This is a genomic window from Nocardia albiluteola (genome assembly GCF_018860155.1).
Classification (GTDB): Bacteria; Actinomycetota; Actinomycetes; order Mycobacteriales; family Mycobacteriaceae; genus Nocardia; species Nocardia albiluteola.
In genome coordinates this window covers 72,428-86,131 of record NZ_JAHKNI010000010.1, presented here as the reverse complement: position 1 = coordinate 86,131, position 13,704 = coordinate 72,428, and the positions used below count along the sequence as shown (strand labels likewise).

Below are 13,704 nucleotides of genomic sequence, written 5' to 3'. Positions count from 1 at the left end.
CCGGCACTGTAGCGGCGGGGGTGACATGTCAGATTAGTGCAGCCGCTGACACCTCGTCGTCGCTGAGCTCGCGCGGCACGTATCGCCACACCCCGAGCAACGTCTGTTCGTCCAGCGGTTCTTCCGCGGTGTGGACGGTATCGCGCAGGCGCGCCTCCGCGGCGGCGGTATCCAATCCGGATCCGATGAGAACCAGGCGGGTTTCGCGAGTTTCGCCACGGGACCAGGCCGTCGGTTCGAACACGACATGGCGACCCACCATGTGCAGCAGGAACTTTCGTCGATCGCCGGGGACGGCGAACGCCACGCAGCCCTTCGCACGGAACAGGCCCGGGGGTGGATCCTCGAGCAGTGCGATGAGCCTGCGCGGATCGAGATCCGTTGTGTTGGTGAAAGATACGCTGTCGTAATCATCGTGCAGGTGATGATGATCGGCATCGCCGTGGTCGTGGTCGTGGAGCAGTTCATCGAAGCTGAGCTGCTCGGCCATGGTCGGCGCGGAGCGTTCGGGCGGGTCGAACAGCAGCTCCGGGTCGATGCGGCCGTGCGTGGTCGCGTGAACCGGCACTCCGCGCACCAGCTCGCCGATCTCGCGACGCAGCAGCTCGAGGCGCTCCGCAGGCACCCGATCGGCCTTGTTCACCACCACCAGATCGGCGAGCCGCAGGTGACTCGCCAGTTCCGGATGCCGGTCGCGGCTCTCCCGGAAGTGCTCGGCGTCGACCACCTCGATCAGTCCGCCGTACCCGATTCGCGGATTGTCGGTACCGATCACCATCCGAATCAGATTGCGCGGCTCCGCCAGACCGCTCGCCTCGACCACGATCACGTCGATGCGGTTGGCGGGGTGGGCCAATCGGGTGAACATCTGGTCGAGCTCGCCGACATCCACTGCGCAACAGACACATCCGTTGCCCATCGATACCATCGCGTCGACCTGACCCGCCACCAGCATCGCGTCGATGTTCACCGCACCGAAGTCGTTGACCACCACGCCGATTCGTGCCTGGCGCTGCCGCAGCAGGAAGTTCAGCAGCGTCGTCTTACCGGCCCCGAGGAATCCGGCGACGATCAGTACGGGAATGCGCCGAGTCATCCGGCTCACCCTACTAGTGCCCCCGCGGCCCTCGATACGCGCTGACCGGTATCCACTTCCACATCTCCACCAGCGTGCCCTGTCCGGGCGCCGACTCGATCGACAGCCCATCCATCAGGCGGCGCGCGCCGGGCAGCCCGAGCCCCAGGCGCCGTCCGGAGGTGATGCCCTCCCCGAGCGCGGCGACGGTGTCCGGGATGCCGGGACCCTCGTCGCGGGCCTGCACGACCAGTGCGTCGCGGCCCTGGACATCGCTCACCCGCAGGCGGATCTCGCCGTGACCGGCGTAGCTGGTGATATTGCGGGCCACCTCGGAGATGGCGGTGGAGATCATGGTGACGTCGGTGGGAGAGAAACCGAGTTCGATGGCGCATTCGCGCCCCGCCTGGCGTGCGGTGGCGATATCGGTGGAGACGGCGATGGGTATCGCTGCGGCCTCCGGGTCGTGCAGCGCGAACCGGGCGGTTGCGGAGCGTGTGGCGATCGGCGCGGATGTCTGCCTCGGTGGTGTGGACTCCCACCTGTGCACGCTGCGCCCCTTTCTGCATCGCCCCGTGGTCGGGCGATTCCTTCTCTCCCGCATCCCGCGATCTGCGGAGGGGACTCATGCGCCGGCGGGCATCGGTCGGTGAGTGGCACCCCGTTCGCCTGACCCGGGAACCTGACACTAGTCGCAATCGTCCCGGGCCGCACGCGCGTCATTGCGACAGTGCAGGCCGTCCGGCACAACAATTCTGCTCTATTGCCGTTCGGAGCTCAATGTGAGATGCCCGGCAGCGCGTGCCGTCGCGATGGCGGTGGCGTTTCGCGGTGGAGTGCTCTAGAGCGCGTGCACCTCCGGCAGCAGTTCGGCCAGCTGCGCCAATCGCTTCTCGTCCCAGGGCCCCTGCACGCCGAGCATCACGTGTTCGATGCCGAGGCCGGCCAGTTCGCCCATGTGCTCGACGAAGTTCTCGGCGGTGGGATCGAGGTGGGTGGCGATGGTCTTCTCGATCTCGTCGAAGTCCCGGCCGACGTCGCCGCAGTGCGCGCGCAGCACCTCGAGCTTGTGCGCGATGTCGTCCGCGTATCCGGCGCCGGGCAGATCGAACAGGCTGCATGCGTCGCCGTACTGCGCGACCAGCCGCAGCGTCTTGCGTTCGCCGCTGCCCGCGATCAGGATCGGCGGGCGTGGGCGCTGCACCGAATTCGGCGAGTTGAGCGGGCGGGCCAGGTCGTAATGCTTTCCGTGGAAGGGCGTTTCATCGCCGTCCCACATCCGGTGGGAGATCTGGAGCAACTCCTCCAGCATCTCGAAGCGTTGCCCGAGCGAGGGGAACGGGATGCCCAGGCCGTCGGTCTCGAAGATGCCCTCCAGCTTCGCCGGATCGATCGCCGCGCCCGCACCGACGCCGAAATACATTCTGCCACCGCTCAATACGTCCAGCGCGGTGAGCGATTTGAGCAGTACGCCCGGATGCCGATAGGCCACCGAGGTCACCAGCGTGCCCAGACGGATGCGCTTGGTTATCCCAGCCAGGAAGCCAAGTGTCGCATAGGCTTCGAACATCGGGGATTCCTGCGGTAGCCCCGACAGGCGGATCTGGAAGAAGTGGTCCATCACCCACAGGCTGTCGACTCCCGACTCGTCGGCCTGCTGGGCGAGATCGGCGATGGTGGGGCCGAGGCGTTCGGGCGGAACGGGATTGGAGAAGTCGGTCAGGCCGATACCAAGTTTCATCGCTTACCTCCGATGTTATCGTTAGCTGCACAACGATCCTATCGTGAGTCGGCTAACGAACTCAAGGCGTACGTCCGCATCCACTCCGGTCGTGCGTCGTTCACGGACGGATCGACAGGGAGCGCCCATTGGCTACTCTGAATCCACCATGACCGCCGATTCGTCCGACGACTTCCTCACCGCGTACTGGACCGCCAAGCACGCGCTGGTGGTGGCGTCCGCATCCGCCTACGCCCGGCACGGGGTGTACGAGGGGCAGCAGTTCATCCTGCGCACCCTGTGGGCGCAGGACGGCCTGACGCCGGGGGAGGTCGCCAAGCGGCTGAGCCTGTCCACCCCGACCGTGACCAGGGCGACCACCCGCATGGAGGCCGCGGGCCTGCTGCGCCGCGAACCCCACCCCACCGATCGCCGGCTGGTCCGGCTGCACCTCACCGATCGCGGCCGCGACCTCGAGGCCACCATCGAGGACGAGATGGCCGGTCTGACCGAGCGCGCGCTGGCCGGATTCGACGATGCCGAGCGCGAGGCGGTCGTGCGGGCCCTGGACCGGATTCGCCACAATCTGACGCCCACGGACTGAGCTCGGGCCGCGGCCCGAACGGCTCACGGTTGTTCTCCGGCAGTGAAACCGCGCGCGGAGTGCTCGCGCGCGGGCGATGATGAACCCGTCTCCGCGGCCCAGCCCGCCGGGACGTCGCTGAGCGGAGTGGCCGCCTGGCGTAACGGCCGCCGCATCGGATGTACCGCCGAGGGGAACAGCATGACCCAGACATCACACGATCCCGCCGCGTCGGCGATCCCGTCCGGCGGTCGCGGGCGGCTGGCGCAGGTGATCGCCACCAGGGGTGGCCTGGCCGCGCCCGAGGCGCCCTTCCGCATCGAACACCGCGAGGCGCTCATCTACATGCTGTGCCAGGCCGCCGAACTCGAGCACGGCATCATGTGCCAGTACCTGTTCGCGGCGTTCTCACTCAAGCAGAACACGCAGGAGGGGCTCACCGCGGAGCAGGCCGAGATGGTCGCGCGCTGGCGCAAGACCATTGGGCACGTCGCGGCGCAGGAGATGCTGCACCTGGCGCTGGTGCAGAATCTGCTCTCCGCGATCGGCGCCGCACCGCATTTCGCGCGGCCGAATCTGCCGCTGCCCGCTGCCCATTACCCGGCCGGGGTGCAGCTCGCGCTGCTGCCGTTCGGTCGAGAGGCCCTGGCGCACTTCATGTTTCTGGAACGCCCCGAGGGCATGGACCTCGAGGATGCCCAGGGCATGGCGACCATCGAGCGGGCGGTGCCCTCGATGCGGGCTGGTGAGATCGTGCCCAGGGTGCAGGATTTCGCGACGGTCGGGCACCTGTACCGCTCCATCGAGCACGGATTCGATCGGCTCGCCGAAAAGTACGGCGAACGCTGGCTTTTCGTCGGCCCGCCGCGGGCGCAGGCGGTCGAGAAGTACTTCCGGTGGCCCGAGCTGATCGCGGTCACCGATATCGCCACCGCGCACCGTGCCATAGACACCATCCTGGAGCAGGGAGAGGGAGCGCGCGGCGACTGGCGCGAGGCACATTTCGGCCAGTTCGTGGCGATACTGGACGAGTACGAACAGGCCGTCGCCGCGGACCCGGATTTCGACCCGGTCCGGCCGGTCATCGCCGCCAACGTCCGCGAACCCGAACGGACACAACAGGTCCCGCTGATCACCGATCCGCAGACCGCGCGAGTGACCGATCTGTTCAATGTCGGCTACGAGATCCTGCTGCAGATGTTCGAGCGGTTCTTCGCACATACCGAGGAGACCGACGCCGAGCTGGGAACCCTGTCCGATGCCGCGGTCGGGCTGATGTTCCGGGTGATCAACCCGCTCGGCGAGCTGATTACCACGCTGCCCGCCGGGCCGGATCATCCCGGCCGCACGGTGGGGCCCAGTTTCGAACTGTTCTACGAGACGGACTATTTGATGCCGCACCGGGAGGCGGCATGGATTCTGCTGGCCGAGCGGCTCGGCGAGGCGGTCGCGCTGTGCGAGGACATCCGAGCCGAGGCCGGCGGCGCGATCGCCGAGCAACTGGGCAGGGTCTCCAGCGGGCTGGCCGACATCCAGAAGACACTGGCCGCGCACGTGCCGGACTGGGACCTGCATGCGCATCCGGCGAGTTCCACCGCGCCCTCCGATCAGCCGGACACCGCGAGCTGAGGCGGCCGGACCGTTCGAATTCGGCTGGGGCGGTGGAGAAGTGGGGCGTGCGCTACCCGCAGGCGTTGACCCATTCGGACAGCCCGCCGGCGAACAGCTGCCGCTTCCAGATCGGTACCTCGTGCTTGATCCGGTCCACCAGATCCGCGCACGTGCCGAAGGCCTCGGCGCGGTGCGGCGCCGCGACGGCCACCACGATCGCGAGATCGCCGATGCTCAGTGCGCCGACGCGGTGCGCCGCGGCGACCGGCAGGCCGGATTCGGCGGCGACCTGCGCGCAGATTCGGTGCAGGAACTTCTCCGCATCCGGATGCGCGGAATATTCCAGGGCCGAAACCTGCAGCCCGCCATCATGATTGCGGACCTTGCCGGTGAACACGACGACCGCGCCGTACTCGGGTCCCTCGACCGCGCGCTCGACCGTCTCGGGGACCAGGGGTTGATCGCTGATCGCCGCCAGGCGTACCTCAGTCATGGCTACCTCCTCCGGCCACCTGGGCCAGCAAATGGTCGAGCAGTGGCTCGAGCACCGTGATGCCGTCGCGCACCCCGCCCGGCGACCCGGGCAGGTTGATCACCACGGACCGCCCGGCCAGGCCCGCGATTCCGCGGCTCAGCGCCGCCAGCGGGAAGGTCGCGGTGCCCTTCAACCGGATCTGCTCGGCCACCCCGGGCAGTTCGCGATCCAGTACCGCCCGCGTCGCCTCCGGTGTGGCGTCGGTGGGGGAGGCGCCGGTCCCGCCGGTCGTGATCACCAGGCCCGGCTTCCCGCTAAGCGCGTCCGCCAGCCCGGCCGCGATGTCGGCGTCCGCGTACACCAGCGGGCCTCGCACCGAAAAGCCCAGTCCGGCAAGCCAATTCCGGAGAACGGGGCCGGTCTTGTCGACGCGCGTCCCGGCCGCGGTGCCGGTGGAGGCGACGAGGACCACCGCCGACCGCGATCCCTCGGGCGCACCGGCGCCGTGGCCGGTGATTGCCGGTGCGGGAGCCGGAGGCATTGCGGCCGTATCGGTTTCGCCGGATATGGACCCACTCGGCGCCCCGGCGTCGGGTCGCTGCCAATGCCCGTGCTTACCACCGTCTTTGGTCAGCAGTCGCACACCGTTGAGCACCGCCGCGGGATCCACGGCCTTCACCATGTCGTGCAGGGTCAGCCCCGCCACGGCGACGGCGGTCAGGGCCTCCATTTCGACCCCGGTGGGGCCCTTGGTCTTCGCGGTCGCCTCGATGGTGATGGTGTCCGTGGTGAATCCGAAGCGGACATCGACCTTGGACAGCGCCAGCTGATGACACAGCGGGATCAGCTCCGAGGTTTTCTTGGCGCCCGAGATGCCCGCCAGGCGCGCGGTGGACAGCACATCGGCCTTGGGCATGTCGTCGGCGCGCACCAGCGCCACTACCTCGGCGGTAGTGCGCAGCTCCCCGGCCGCCACGGCCACCCGGGCGGTTTCGGCCTTCGCACTGACATCCACCATCCGGGCGCGGCCCTCGGAATCCACATGCGAGAGCGCGCCGGGTGTCTGCTCGGTCATAGTTCCCAGGCTCTCACAATCGATCCCGCGGCCAACTCGGTGACCTCCGGCGGAATATCGATCAGGACATCCGCGTGCGCCATCGCGGCCACCAGATGCGATCCGGGCCCCGACGCCAGCCGCACGCCCTCGCCCTCGAGGCGGCCGCGCAGGAACTGCCGCCGTGCCGCCGGTGAGCGCACCGGATCCAGCAGCGCCACATCGTGTCCGGGCACCGGCGGCAGGCCGCCCAGCTCCCGAACGATCGGCCGGGCGAACACCTCGAACGACACCATGGTGCTCACCGGATTGCCGGGAAAGCTCAGCACCGGCACCCCGTCGGCGACCGAGAGTCCCTGCGGGCCACCTGGTTGCACGGCAACCGAACCGAATTCTCCACCCCGCGTGGACAATACCTCCTTGACGACCTCGAAATCGCCCTTGGAGACGCCCCCGGAGGTGAACACCACGTCGGCGGATCCCGTTGCCGCCGAGAGCTTGCGGGTGAACTCGGCCGGGTCGTCGCGGCTGTGCTCGACCGAGACCACCTCGACCCCGTTGGCACTCAGCGCCGCCGCCAGCGCGATCCCGTTGGAGTTGTAGATCTGCCCGGGCCGCAACGGAACTCCCGCGGGCATCAGCTCGTCACCGGTCGTGATGATCGCCGCGCGCACCCGCCGGAACACCGGCAGCCGCGCCAGCCCGACCGCGGCCAGCGCGGCGATGTGCCGGGGGCCCAGCAGCGTGCCCGCCGGAACCAGCGACTCACCGGCCCGCACATCGGTACCCGGCTCGCGCACGAAATCCCCGGCGTTGCGGCCGCGCTCGATGGTGACGGTGTTCCCGTCGCCGTGGGTGTCCTCGACCGGGACGACGCAGTCCGCGCCCGGCGGAATCGGCGCGCCCGTCATCACCTTCATCGCGGCTCCGGGCGGCAGCGGCGTCTGTCCGGCCTGCCCGGCCGCGACGACCCCGGCCAGCGGCAGGCGCACCGGCGTCACCGCCACCGACGCCGCGCGCACGGCGTACCCGTCCATCCCCGAATTGCGGAAGACCGGCAGATCCAGCGGCGCGCGCACCTCGCGGGCCAGCAGCCGGTTCAGTACCTCGGCCATCGCGACATCCTCGATCTCGCGGATCGTCAGCGGGCGCAGCAATTCCTCGACGCGATTGCGATGGTCCTGGACGGACCGAGTCGAGACGGCGGGACTGCTCTTCATATATCGCAGCGTAGTAGGCACGCCGTCACAGATTGTTCGTACGTTCCTCCGAAGCGTGCCCGGCGCGGGGCAGCAATAATGGGTTCCGTGAGTGTGGTCGTCATGGGGATTCCCGCCGTCCGCCGCGGGCAGCCCCCGCAGGCGGGACGGCCCGACACCCCTTATCTCTTGGACAAGTTCGGTCGCGTCGCCCGCGACCTGCGGGTATCGATCACCGAGAAGTGCTCGCTGCGCTGCACCTATTGCATGCCCGAGGAGGGGTTGCCCCCCATCCCCGCCGACGAGCTGCTCTCGGCCGGGGAGATCGTGCGCGTGGTGGAGCTGGCCGTGCGCGAGCTGGGTGTCCGCGAGGTGCGCTTCACCGGCGGCGAACCGCTCATGCGGCGCGATCTGGAGGAGATCATCGCCGGATGCCGGGCCGCTGCGCCGGGCGCGCCCCTGGCCATGACGACCAATGCCGTCGGCCTCGAGCATCGGGCCCGAGGGCTGGCGCGTGCCGGGCTGAGCCGGGTCAACGTCTCGCTCGATACCGTGGACCGGCTCGGTTTCGCCCGCCTGACCCGGCGCGATCGGCTCGACTCGGTGCTGGCCGGGATCCGTGCCGCGCAGCGCGAGGGCCTGGCCCCGGTGAAGGTGAACGCGGTCCTGATGCGCCCGACGCTGGCAGGTGCACCCGATCTATTGCAGTGGTGCCTCGACGAGGGCTGTGAGCTGAGGTTCATCGAGGAGATGCCGCTGGATGCCGATCACGAATGGGCGCGCGCGAACATGGTTACCGCCGCCGAACTGCTGGACGTGCTCGGTTCCAGATTCGTCCTGACCCCGGCCGGGCGTTCGGATCCCTCCGCCCCGGCCGAGTCCTGGCTGGTCGACGGCGGCCCGGCGAGCGTCGGCATCATCGCCTCGGTCACCAGGAAGTTCTGCGGTGACTGCGACCGCACCCGCCTGACCGCCGACGGCAAGATCCGTTCGTGCCTGTTCAGCGACGACGAATACGATCTGCGCGCGCCGCTACGCGAGGGCGCGAGCGACGCCGAACTGGCCACCCTGTGGCGCGGCGCGATGTGGAACAAGTGGGCCGGACACGGCATCGATGCGGCGGATTTCGTGCCGCCGGAACGAACGATGGGAGCCATCGGTGGTTGAGGTCCGCTATTTCGCCGCGATCGCCGACGCGGTAGGCAAGTCGACCGAGCACCTCGACCTCCCCGCCGAGGCCACGGTCTCCGACCTGCGCCACACCCTGTCCGCCACCTACGGCCCGAACCTGGACCCCATGCTGAAGGTCTGTGCCTTCCTCATCGGCGATGAACTCACCCGCGACGCATCCGCCGTTCTGACAGAGCGAGTAGACGTTCTCCCGCCCTTCGCCGGCGGGTGAAGCCTGCGATCCTCATGTGGCGCTGGGAGTTCGGATCGAATAGTGGCCGGCGACCATGTCTGTCCTCGCCGTCCGCTATGTTGAAGTGGGTCGTTCCCGAGGGTTTGGAGTGATCGTCCATGACCGTTCCTGTGGTGCATCCGCGTCCCGGTAATTTGCGTGCCGTCGCCGAGCAGGTTGAGCATGCGACAGGGCTTCGTGTAGAGATTCTGGGAGGGACGCTCGTGATGTCGCCAACGCCCCGGGGCAAGCATGCGGGCACCATCCGTCGGCTGCGGCTGCAGCTGGAGGCCCGGATGCCCGCTGGGCTGGCCGCGTACGAGGTTTCCTCGATTGCGTTGCCCGGCGACGACGACGATTACTGCACGCCCGACCTTATCGTGCTGCCGGATTCGTGGGACGCCGACGATGAGTGGCTGGCGGACCCTGCGGATGTGGAACTGGCCGTCGAGGTGATCTCCAAATCGGAGAAGGCGCGGCAGATTACCGATAAGAACGGTTGGTACAGCGTGGCCGGTGTCCGTACCCTGCTGGTCATTGATCCCCGCTTCGGTGTGTGGGCCCTGTACACACATCCCCGAGACGGGGAGTACCACGGAAGACTCGACGGGGCATTCGGCGATCCAATCCGTCTGCCCGAGCCGTTCGATGTGTCTCTGGATACGGGGAGTCTGCTCCTGTACTCGTAGGCATGTCGCACGTTGTCCGGTTCACTCGGCGCGTGTGGCGCCCAGGTGCTGTCCTCGCGCGGTTTCAGCAGGACCGCGCTGCACAGTCGTCTTCGTTGTCGGTCTCGCGGCCCGTTCGGATGGCTACGCCTATAGCATTCTGCGCGCATCGAATTCGCTGATTCCGTCGAGGAGAAGAACGATCATGTCGCAGTCGAACAAGCCCGTGCACCATCCGGTGATTGCCGACTTCCACGCCAAGCGGGCGGAGAGTCTGCAGTTGCGGGTGGCGGACTGGATCACCAAGTTCGCGGGGTCGATGTGGTTCGTCTACATCCATGCCATCGGGTTCGCGGTGTGGATGGTCTGGATCGAGAAGAATCCGTGGCCGACGCTGACGCTGATCGTGTCGCTGGAGGCGATCTTCCTGTCCACATTCGTGATGATCGGCCAGAACCGGCAGGGCCAATTTCAGCAGATGAAGGCCGACCACGACTTCTCCCAGCAGGAGCTCCAGCTCAAGACCAATCTCGAGCTGACCCGTGCCATTCATGCGATGACCACCGAGCTCCATCGCCGGATCATCGAGGATCCGGACGGCAGCGGCATTGACGCCCTGCGCTGAAATCGGCACAAGCACACCGGTGTTCGGCGCTACCTCCACCACGTATCGATCGGTGTGGCGGGAACGGTCCGCTTGTGGCGGGTGGCCTGGAAGATTCGTTCGATCGTGGCGGCGACATCGGAACTGACCTCACGGCCCTCCAGGTAGTCGTCGATCTCGGCGTATTTCACGCCCAGGGCGACCTCGTCGGGGAGGGCGGGGCGGTTGTCCTCGAGGTCCGCGGTGGGCACCTTCTCCCAGACGCTGGGAGGTGCGCCGAGTTCCTGCAGCAGCGCCGCGCCCTGGCGCTTGGTCAGGCCGGTGAGCGGGGTGAGGTCCACGCCGCCGTCGCCGTGTTTGGTGAAGAATCCGGTGACCGCCTCCGCGGCGTGATCGGTGCCGACGACCAGCATGTTCAACTGCCCGGCAAGGGCGTACTGGATGACCATGCGCTCGCGCGCCTTGATGTTTCCGCGCACGAAATCGCGCAGCTCCGCCTCGTCGAGGCCGCGGGCTACCTCCGCGGCCACCGCGTCGGCGCCGGGCTTGACGTTGACCTCGATCGAGCGGTCCGGCCGGATGAATCGCAGCGCGATCTGCGCGTCGTGTTCGTCGGCCTGCACACCGTACGGCAGCCGCACCGCGACGAACGTCGCCTCGTGCCCCTCGGCGCGCAGTTCCTCCGTTGCCAGCTGGCACAGCCGCCCGGTCAGCGTGGAGTCCTGGCCGCCGCTGATACCCAGCACGAAACCCGTTGCGGGAGTGGAGCGCAGGAAATCCTTGAGAAAATCGATGCGCCGGCGCACCTCGACCTTCGGCTCGATGACCGGCTGCACACCCAATTCGGCGACTATGGCCTGGCGAAGAGTACCCACGCCGGTCACTCTACCGAGCCCGCCGGTCCCGCGGCGCCGGCCGGCACCCGGCGCATCATGCTCGGCCGCTCGCTGAAACTGGGCAGGTCATGCGTGGGCGTTTGCGAGTGCTCGGCGGATCATGCGCGGGCGTCCGCGAGAACCCAGCGCACCAGGCGCTCCCAGTTGTCCCCGACCTGGTCGATGGTGTATCCCAGCACCCGGATCTGGTGCAGCACCAGTGCGGCGTCGAGCGTGGCGATCAGGCTGTCGGCCAGCAGCGAGATCTCCCCGGCCGCCCCGGCCTGCCGGAGCAGCAGCGACACATGGGTTTTCATGACGGCGTAGGGCGCATTGCCGTAACTGCCCCCGAGGTCCGCGGCCCGGCGCGTCTCGCCCTCGACCTCGACCAGGGACAACCGCGCCCGCCCGAAGGCGATCAGCCGCTGCGCCGGCGGCGCACCCGGGCCCAGCGGCGGGTCCCCGAACATGTACGCTGCCTGGAGTTTCCGGTCCGACTGGTCCAGTAGTGCGAGCATCAGCCCGGAACGACTGCCGAAGCGGCGGAATACGGTGCCCTTGCCGACACCGGCGAGCTTGGCCACTGCGTCCATGGTGACGCCGTCGGCGCCGCATTCGCGCACGAGCTGTTCGGCCGCGTCCAGGAGCAGCTGACGGTTGCGGGCCGCATCGCTGCGCTCGGCGGTTTCCCCGGCGACGGGCAGGGCCGCGGCCAGGGGATGCTGCGCGGTCGGATCGGACACCGCCTCGATCGGCAGCGCCGTTCTGGTGATCGGCGACCTCGGTTGGGTCGTGTCGTAGCTCACAGAAGCTACCCCCTGCTGATCGGGATGAAAGCGGACCATGGTCCGGTTATTCTACGTGACTGCGGCAGCGACCGCCTCGACACATTAAGGAGTGACATCATGTCCCAGACCCGAATCCTCGCTCTCGTCGGTAGCCTGCGCTCCGGCTCGATCAATCGGAAGCTGGCCGAGGCTGCGGTGCAGACCGCTCCCGAGGGCGTCGAGATCAGCATCTACGAGGGGCTCGGCGAGATCCCGTTCTACAACGAGGACATCGACGTGGCCGGCAGCGTGCCGGCGGCCGCGACCGCGCTGCGCGAGGCCATCGCCGCCGTCGACGGCCTGCTGCTGTTCGTTCCGGAGTACAACGGCTCGATTCCGGCCGCGCTGAAGAACGCCATCGACTGGGCCTCGCGTCCGTACGGAGAGGGCGTCGTCAAGGGCAAGCCGGCCGCCGTTGTGAGCGCGTCGATCAGCCCGAACGCTGCCAAGTGGTCGCATGGCGACACGGTCAAGGTGCTCGGCGTGGCGGGCGCCTCGGTGGTCGAGGGCGCGCACCTGCACTTCGGCGTCATCGGGCAGCGTTTCGCCGAGTCGCACCCGCGTGACGATGCCGAGGCGCTGACCGAGCTGGCCGCCGCGGTGCACGAGTTGGTCCAGGCCGTGCAGGAGTCGGTGAACGCCTGAGGGCGGGTCCGGACGCGCTGAGCAGAACAACACGAGACAACATCGCCCGGCGAGGCGCCGCCGTGAACATGTGAGTGTTCGCCGGTGGGAACATCGCCGATGCGGGTCGCTGTGGCGGCGATTCGGGTGCGATGAGGGATGACCGGGGCCGCTCCGTCCGATGCGACGGGGCGGCCCGGTCGTGTGTCGGGGGCCTGTCCGTCGTTCCGGGGGCCGGGTTTCGGTGGCGAGCAAACGCGGGGCGTCTGCTTCGAGCGGCGCCGGCGGAGTTCCAGTGCCGGTTGAACGCGGCGTGTCGCGATCGTGACGTCGGGTCGGCGGGCGTGTTGCCAGGAGGTTCGTTGCGGATGGGATTTACGGGACCGGCGAGACGCGCGAGATTCGTGTGGCAAGGGCTAGAACTTAGTTTGCTGAGAATAAGCTACGGTACGAAATCGTGATCCGCACCACAGTCGTGTCGCGTTGCGAATCGACTGTCCAGGTACTTACGCCGACCGAATTCCACCAATGTGACTCGCAACATGTCGTGCTGTATGAATCTGTCGGCCACTAGGTGTAGTGTCTTGAGCACTGGAAGACGACGCGGCCCAGCGGCCGCCGGCGGCCTCGCGACCAGGTGGTCAGGGCCAGCTTCCAAGGGTTTGCGCAGTACATCGTGGATCGTGCTCAGTCCTGCACTGCATACGGATTCAAAGGCTCAGGAGAGAGGGATACTCATGACCGTCACCGTCTACACCAAGCCCGCTTGCGTCCAGTGCAACGCCACCTACCGCGCCCTGGACAAGGCCGGTGTCGATTACGAGGTTGTCGACATCTCGGAAAACCCCGAAGCGCGCGACTACGTCATGGCCCTGGGCTATCTGCAGGCTCCGGTCGTCGTCGCGGGTGAGGATCACTGGTCCGGCTTCCGCCCGGATCGCATCAAGGCTCTAGCCATGCAGGCGGCCTAGCCGCCGCAGCGGTTGC

16 protein-coding genes are annotated in these 13,704 nt (G+C 67.9%); 8 read left to right on the top strand and 8 right to left on the bottom strand.

Annotated features, from left to right (window positions below):
- Positions 1-28: 28 nt before the first annotated feature.
- From KO481_RS27415 to KO481_RS27405, 3 genes are all read right to left on the bottom strand, one after another.
- Positions 29-1,096 (bottom strand): CobW family GTP-binding protein, encoded by a 1,068-nt coding sequence (locus KO481_RS27415; RefSeq protein ID WP_215921225.1) that lies wholly within the window; start codon positions 1,094-1,096, stop codon positions 29-31.
- Between the two features lie 13 nt (positions 1,097-1,109).
- Entirely contained in the window at positions 1,110-1,547 is a 438-nt protein-coding gene (locus tag KO481_RS27410; RefSeq protein WP_245401638.1) for an anti-sigma regulatory factor, read from the bottom strand.
- Between the two features lie 369 nt (positions 1,548-1,916).
- Positions 1,917-2,816, bottom strand: coding sequence for an LLM class F420-dependent oxidoreductase (locus tag KO481_RS27405; RefSeq protein WP_215921223.1), 900 nt, complete (start codon positions 2,814-2,816; stop codon positions 1,917-1,919).
- A gap of 148 nt (positions 2,817-2,964) precedes the next feature.
- On the opposite strand from KO481_RS27405, the gene KO481_RS27400 reads away from it, so the two are divergent.
- Both KO481_RS27400 and KO481_RS27395 read left to right on the top strand, forming a co-directional pair.
- Positions 2,965-3,399, top strand: coding sequence for a MarR family winged helix-turn-helix transcriptional regulator (locus KO481_RS27400; protein WP_215921222.1), 435 nt, complete (start codon positions 2,965-2,967; stop codon positions 3,397-3,399).
- A 180-nt stretch (positions 3,400-3,579) separates the two neighbouring features.
- Positions 3,580-5,007 carry a ferritin-like domain-containing protein gene (locus KO481_RS27395; protein ID WP_215921221.1) on the top strand — a complete coding sequence of 476 codons (1,428 nt, stop codon included), beginning with the start codon at positions 3,580-3,582 and terminating at the stop codon, positions 5,005-5,007.
- A gap of 52 nt (positions 5,008-5,059) precedes the next feature.
- On the opposite strand, the gene KO481_RS27390 is transcribed toward KO481_RS27395, so the two are convergent.
- The 3 genes from KO481_RS27390 to KO481_RS27380 are packed head-to-tail and all read right to left on the bottom strand — an operon-like array spanning position 5,060 to position 7,738.
- On the bottom strand, positions 5,060-5,482 hold the full coding sequence (locus KO481_RS27390; protein ID WP_215921220.1) for a molybdenum cofactor biosynthesis protein MoaE: 423 nt from the start codon (positions 5,480-5,482) through the stop codon (positions 5,060-5,062).
- Complete coding sequence (gene moaCB / locus KO481_RS27385; RefSeq protein WP_215921219.1) at positions 5,475-6,539, bottom strand: bifunctional molybdenum cofactor biosynthesis protein MoaC/MoaB; 1,065 nt, start codon at positions 6,537-6,539, stop codon at positions 5,475-5,477. The genes KO481_RS27390 and moaCB overlap by 8 nt, the downstream gene beginning before the upstream one ends.
- Positions 6,536-7,738 carry a molybdopterin molybdotransferase MoeA gene (locus KO481_RS27380; RefSeq protein ID WP_215921218.1) on the bottom strand — a complete coding sequence of 401 codons (1,203 nt, stop codon included), beginning with the start codon at positions 7,736-7,738 and terminating at the stop codon, positions 6,536-6,538. Before KO481_RS27380 ends, moaCB begins: the two co-directional genes overlap by 4 nt.
- Positions 7,739-7,825: 87 nt before the next feature.
- On the opposite strand from KO481_RS27380, the gene moaA reads away from it, so the two are divergent.
- From moaA to KO481_RS27360, 4 genes are all read left to right on the top strand, one after another.
- Positions 7,826-8,884, top strand: coding sequence for a GTP 3',8-cyclase MoaA (gene moaA / locus KO481_RS27375; protein WP_215921217.1), 1,059 nt, complete (start codon positions 7,826-7,828; stop codon positions 8,882-8,884).
- Entirely contained in the window at positions 8,877-9,119 is a 243-nt protein-coding gene (locus KO481_RS27370; protein ID WP_215921215.1) for a MoaD/ThiS family protein, read from the top strand. Before moaA ends, KO481_RS27370 begins: the two co-directional genes overlap by 8 nt.
- A 119-nt stretch (positions 9,120-9,238) precedes the next feature.
- Positions 9,239-9,808: a Uma2 family endonuclease gene (locus tag KO481_RS27365; protein ID WP_215921213.1), complete on the top strand. Its 570-nt coding sequence runs from the start codon at positions 9,239-9,241 to the stop codon at positions 9,806-9,808.
- 184 nt (positions 9,809-9,992) lie between these two features.
- Complete coding sequence (locus KO481_RS27360; protein ID WP_215921211.1) at positions 9,993-10,412, top strand: DUF1003 domain-containing protein; 420 nt, start codon at positions 9,993-9,995, stop codon at positions 10,410-10,412.
- 29 nt (positions 10,413-10,441) lie between these two features.
- Here the strand turns inward: KO481_RS27360 and nadE are convergent, their stop codons facing one another.
- Both nadE and KO481_RS27350 read right to left on the bottom strand, forming a co-directional pair.
- The gene (nadE, locus tag KO481_RS27355; protein WP_215921209.1) at positions 10,442-11,266 is read right to left on the bottom strand and encodes an NAD(+) synthase; all 825 of its coding nucleotides are present in this window, start codon (positions 11,264-11,266) and stop codon (positions 10,442-10,444) included.
- Between the two features lie 119 nt (positions 11,267-11,385).
- The gene (locus tag KO481_RS27350; RefSeq protein ID WP_372452145.1) at positions 11,386-12,018 is read right to left on the bottom strand and encodes a TetR/AcrR family transcriptional regulator; all 633 of its coding nucleotides are present in this window, start codon (positions 12,016-12,018) and stop codon (positions 11,386-11,388) included.
- Positions 12,019-12,171: 153 nt separating this feature from the next.
- On the opposite strand from KO481_RS27350, the gene KO481_RS27345 reads away from it, so the two are divergent.
- Both KO481_RS27345 and KO481_RS27340 read left to right on the top strand, forming a co-directional pair.
- Positions 12,172-12,738 carry an NAD(P)H-dependent oxidoreductase gene (locus KO481_RS27345; protein ID WP_215921197.1) on the top strand — a complete coding sequence of 189 codons (567 nt, stop codon included), beginning with the start codon at positions 12,172-12,174 and terminating at the stop codon, positions 12,736-12,738.
- A 716-nt stretch (positions 12,739-13,454) separates the two neighbouring features.
- On the top strand, positions 13,455-13,688 hold the full coding sequence (locus KO481_RS27340; protein ID WP_215921196.1) for a redoxin NrdH: 234 nt from the start codon (positions 13,455-13,457) through the stop codon (positions 13,686-13,688).
- Positions 13,689-13,704: the final 16 nt, after the last annotated feature.

What these genes read in the sequence shown, in the direction of transcription:
- KO481_RS27415 (WP_215921225.1), bottom strand. Translation starts at nt 1,096, where the DNA reads ATGACTCGGCGCATTCCCGTACTGATCGTCGCCGGATTCCTCGGGGCC.
- KO481_RS27405 (WP_215921223.1), bottom strand. Translation starts at nt 2,816, where the DNA reads ATGAAACTTGGTATCGGCCTGACCGACTTCTCCAATCCCGTTCCGCCC.
- KO481_RS27400 (WP_215921222.1), top strand. Translation starts at nt 2,965, where the DNA reads ATGACCGCCGATTCGTCCGACGACTTCCTCACCGCGTACTGGACCGCC.
- KO481_RS27395 (WP_215921221.1), top strand. Translation starts at nt 3,580, where the DNA reads ATGACCCAGACATCACACGATCCCGCCGCGTCGGCGATCCCGTCCGGC.
- KO481_RS27390 (WP_215921220.1), bottom strand. Translation starts at nt 5,482, where the DNA reads ATGACTGAGGTACGCCTGGCGGCGATCAGCGATCAACCCCTGGTCCCC.
- moaCB (WP_215921219.1), bottom strand. Translation starts at nt 6,539, where the DNA reads ATGACCGAGCAGACACCCGGCGCGCTCTCGCATGTGGATTCCGAGGGC.
- KO481_RS27380 (WP_215921218.1), bottom strand. Translation starts at nt 7,738, where the DNA reads ATGAAGAGCAGTCCCGCCGTCTCGACTCGGTCCGTCCAGGACCATCGC.
- KO481_RS27365 (WP_215921213.1), top strand. Translation starts at nt 9,239, where the DNA reads ATGACCGTTCCTGTGGTGCATCCGCGTCCCGGTAATTTGCGTGCCGTC.
- KO481_RS27360 (WP_215921211.1), top strand. Translation starts at nt 9,993, where the DNA reads ATGTCGCAGTCGAACAAGCCCGTGCACCATCCGGTGATTGCCGACTTC.
- KO481_RS27345 (WP_215921197.1), top strand. Translation starts at nt 12,172, where the DNA reads ATGTCCCAGACCCGAATCCTCGCTCTCGTCGGTAGCCTGCGCTCCGGC.
- KO481_RS27340 (WP_215921196.1), top strand. Translation starts at nt 13,455, where the DNA reads ATGACCGTCACCGTCTACACCAAGCCCGCTTGCGTCCAGTGCAACGCC.